This is a genomic window from Microcystis sp. LE18-22.4A (assembly GCF_027531105.1).
GTDB classification, from domain to species: domain Bacteria; phylum Cyanobacteriota; class Cyanobacteriia; order Cyanobacteriales; family Microcystaceae; genus Microcystis; species Microcystis aeruginosa.
Genome location: NZ_JAPZRB010000472.1, coordinates 1 through 2,969, shown reverse-complemented (window position 1 = coordinate 2,969; position 2,969 = coordinate 1). Strand labels below are relative to the sequence as shown.

General features: G+C 40.3%; 7 protein-coding genes. 4 read left to right on the top strand and 3 right to left on the bottom strand.

The window, feature by feature from the left end; genetic code table 11:
* Positions 1 to 114 precede the first annotated feature (114 nt).
* Entirely contained in the window at positions 115 to 606 is a 492-nt protein-coding gene (locus O9295_RS20585; RefSeq protein WP_288034961.1) for a GMC oxidoreductase, read from the top strand.
* Positions 607 to 915: 309 nt separating this feature from the next.
* On the opposite strand, the gene O9295_RS20580 is transcribed toward O9295_RS20585, so the two are convergent.
* Both O9295_RS20580 and O9295_RS20575 read right to left on the bottom strand, forming a co-directional pair.
* Positions 916 to 1,248 carry a DUF5615 family PIN-like protein gene (locus O9295_RS20580; protein WP_079205520.1) on the bottom strand — a complete coding sequence of 111 codons (333 nt, stop codon included), beginning with the start codon at positions 1,246 to 1,248 and terminating at the stop codon, positions 916 to 918.
* Positions 1,238 to 1,555: a DUF433 domain-containing protein gene (locus O9295_RS20575; RefSeq protein ID WP_002769338.1), complete on the bottom strand. Its 318-nt coding sequence runs from the start codon at positions 1,553 to 1,555 to the stop codon at positions 1,238 to 1,240. Before O9295_RS20575 ends, O9295_RS20580 begins: the two co-directional genes overlap by 11 nt.
* A 211-nt stretch (positions 1,556 to 1,766) precedes the next feature.
* Here O9295_RS20575 and O9295_RS20570 point away from each other — a divergent pair, with 211 nt between their 5' ends.
* The 3 genes from O9295_RS20570 (at position 1,767) to O9295_RS20560 (ending at position 2,501) form a co-directional block, all read left to right on the top strand.
* Complete coding sequence (locus tag O9295_RS20570; protein WP_288034957.1) at positions 1,767 to 1,892, top strand: hypothetical protein; 126 nt, start codon at positions 1,767 to 1,769, stop codon at positions 1,890 to 1,892.
* Positions 1,893 to 1,999: 107 nt separating this feature from the next.
* The gene (locus O9295_RS20565; RefSeq protein ID WP_002797544.1) at positions 2,000 to 2,203 is read left to right on the top strand and encodes a hypothetical protein; all 204 of its coding nucleotides are present in this window, start codon (positions 2,000 to 2,002) and stop codon (positions 2,201 to 2,203) included.
* Positions 2,178 to 2,501: a type II toxin-antitoxin system PemK/MazF family toxin gene (locus tag O9295_RS20560; RefSeq protein WP_288034954.1), complete on the top strand. Its 324-nt coding sequence runs from the start codon at positions 2,178 to 2,180 to the stop codon at positions 2,499 to 2,501. Before O9295_RS20565 ends, O9295_RS20560 begins: the two co-directional genes overlap by 26 nt.
* A 355-nt stretch (positions 2,502 to 2,856) precedes the next feature.
* Here the strand turns inward: O9295_RS20560 and O9295_RS20555 are convergent.
* A partial coding sequence (locus O9295_RS20555; protein WP_071784045.1) for a transposase occupies positions 2,857 to 2,969 on the bottom strand: 113 nt, incomplete at its 5' end.

Here is a 2,969-nt window from a genome sequence, read left to right as displayed (position 1 = left end):
AGCACTTTTTCTCGGTCAATGATTAGGATAAGTTATAACTTAAAAATTAATCAACAACTAAAGCTTATGCTTGTAGCTAAGTGAAATCATTGATTAAGAGACCTGTACTTTTCAATGACTTTTTCAGCAAACCCTAATTATGGTGAGCTTGCGGATAATATTGATGACCGTTTAGTTGTTGATCTTCGTTGGTTCACTATGGTAGAACCGACCTTTGAAAATTGTGTAACTTTTAGCGATAAGATTCAGGATATTCGTGGTATGCCACAACCTACTTTTCATTACACAATACCAGAAGAGAATGCAAAAATTGCTCATATGATGATGGATGATATGGTCGAATGTGCCCTTTCCATTGGCGGTTTCTTACCTAGCTCACCTCCACAGTTTTTGCCTGCTGGAGCTTCACTTCATTATGCAGGCACTTATCGGATGGGAACACAAAACGATAATAAATGTGTTGTTGATCCATATTCAAAAGTATGGGGATTTGATAACTTATGGCTCGGGGGACCTGGGGTGTTTCCAACGGCTACCGCGGCCAATCCAACACTAACTGCTGGTGCTATGGCAATCCGGTCGGCCCGTAAGATCGCGACTAGATAAAGTGCGATCGCCGATCTTGTAGGGTGCGTTTCTTAACGCGCCTTTTGTGTTTTATATGCGTTACGCTACGCTAACACATCCTACCGTTACTCATCACCAATATTATCGGGAATAATGGGAATTTCTACCATTCCCCCAATCGGTCAGATAAAAGCCCTGATAAACCGATAAACCCTAGAAAACAGCAAATCCTGCGGTTTTAAACCTAACCCATACCGGCCTGGATTGTCATGGGTATCATCACAACATAAAGATTCAATCCCGTAAACTGCCTTACCCAATATGCCCTTTTTCTCTTAATTGTGATTTTTATAAAAACTCAACATTTCTATACATATAATCAGGGTCTAAACATTCCCAAATCAAAACTAAATTGCTAATAATCTTTCCGATAGATTGACCTTGACGCGAATAAATAATACCACAATGTTCCAATCCCATTGAAGACAAAACCAGAAAATCATCATCAAAAGTGAAAACAACTCGGCCTTGCGACAAAGCATAAGCTAATTGCTCTTTATCAGAAGCCCCAATTAATCCCTCTTCAGGAGACGTTGTAATATCAATCCCTCTCATCCTTAAACCTTTGGCGATCGCATTAGAGACACTTTCATCAAGATGAAACTTCAGCTTATTGGCCATTATTCCCCTTTAAAATTTTTTCGACCAAAGAAGGCTGATCCCCTTGTAACTGTTTAGCAAAATTTTCGCTGGCTTCAATATCTTGGCGAATTTCTTCTCGATGATCATGGTAATACGCTAAAGCCGCATAAACATCAGCTAAAGTAATTGTTGGGTAATTATAAACAATTTCATCAGGAGACATTGCCATTTTTTCATGCCAGATGACAATATCTCGTACTTTAATACGGTGACCCGCAATACGAGGTTTGCCCCCACAAACACCAGGTGTTACTTCAATGTGTTGTGTAAAAACTAAAGATGACATAATCGTTAATTTAATTTATTTCTATGGATTGTAGCATTTTTCTTAAAAATGCGCTCACTGCTCGTGTCGGATGTGTTACTTAACGCGCCTTTTATTGCGGCATCAGGAATACTTGTATCATCGCCAAGCTTTTGAGCAGACAGGAATTACAGAGCCAGTCCGTTGAAATTAGCCGTTAAAATTAAAAAGGAAACCAACCAAACAGCAAACCATGCTAAAAACCATCGAAGGCATTTATCAGGATGGACAAATCCGCTTCACCGAACCACCGCAAGATATTGGCGATCACCTGATAAACCCTTTCATCGAGTGCGATCGCTGTCTTCTTATTAATTAAAGTTTAAAACCGCGATCATTTTGGTTTTTGAAAGTTGGTTTTTGAAAGAGCGATCGCTGTGCTAACCTAATGGATAGAAAGTAATCTACAAGCGATCAGTTGAAGCCATGAGTGAAGCAGTTGTAACACTTCTTAGACAGTTCAAAAAACTTTCAGCTAGAGAAAAATCTGAGTTCCTTTCAGCCAGCCTGAGTCCGACTGGAGACTATGGTGATTGGAGTAATGATGATGCAGTTCTTTTTGCCGCTCAATCGTTTGCTCGTCTAGATGCAGAGGAGGAAGCAGATGGGGAATCTGAAGCCAGTTCGTAGCGAAGTTTGGTTGATTGATTTTGGGATAGCAGCAAAAGTACGCCCCGCTCTTGTTGTGAGTGAACCTTATGGAGATGAGGATCGAGCTTTGATTGGTGTGATTCCTCATACAACTAGTATCAGAGGCTCCCAATATGAGATTCAGATCTCCGTTCCCTTTCTGAAAAGAAAAGGTGCCTTCCTACTTCAGGGTTTTGTAACCGTTCCTCCACCCTATTTTGTGAAAAAGCTTGCAATGCTATCGGAATCACAGATGAAATTAATTGAAAACGGGCTGAAAGATTGGCTCCGCCTTTAATAATCGTCATATAAACCTTCGTCTTCTGGGGCATAACTATTCAGGAATGAAGAATGAAGGCGATCGCTAACCAACGTTTTGGGCTGAATGGTGATCACCCACTTCCCTTTTTGAAAATGATGTTTTAACAAAACGCCCTTACCTCAAAAAAGAATGGTGTATTTACGTTATCGAAAACCCTATTCGCTGTGAACCTCAAGAAGATAATCGTTTTCGCTTTTGGGCGCAGATAAAAGAATTTGGCGATCGATACCTGAGAGTCATTACCCTAGAAGATAAGCTGACTATCCACAACGCCTTTCCAGACCGGAGCTTTAGACCATGAAGATGGCTCTTCGTTACCCTTTATGCTAAATCAACAGACAAGATGCCAAGATAACATACTTCTAACCCAAAAATTCCGAAAGTTTCTAAAGCCATAGCCTCTCCGTTTTATTAGTTTAAGTTTATTGTTGATTCCCTCGACCA

Excerpts from the sequence above, each read along its gene's own strand:
- O9295_RS20570 (WP_288034957.1), top strand. The coding sequence starts at position 1,767 with ATGCTAAAAACCATCGAAGGCATTTATCAGGATGGACAAATCCGCTTC.
- O9295_RS20560 (WP_288034954.1), top strand. The coding sequence starts at position 2,178 with ATGGGGAATCTGAAGCCAGTTCGTAGCGAAGTTTGGTTGATTGATTTT.
- O9295_RS20585 (WP_288034961.1), top strand. The coding sequence starts at position 115 with ATGACTTTTTCAGCAAACCCTAATTATGGTGAGCTTGCGGATAATATT.
- O9295_RS20575 (WP_002769338.1), bottom strand. The coding sequence starts at position 1,555 with ATGTCATCTTTAGTTTTTACACAACACATTGAAGTAACACCTGGTGTT.
- O9295_RS20565 (WP_002797544.1), top strand. The coding sequence starts at position 2,000 with ATGAGTGAAGCAGTTGTAACACTTCTTAGACAGTTCAAAAAACTTTCA.
- O9295_RS20580 (WP_079205520.1), bottom strand. The coding sequence starts at position 1,248 with ATGGCCAATAAGCTGAAGTTTCATCTTGATGAAAGTGTCTCTAATGCG.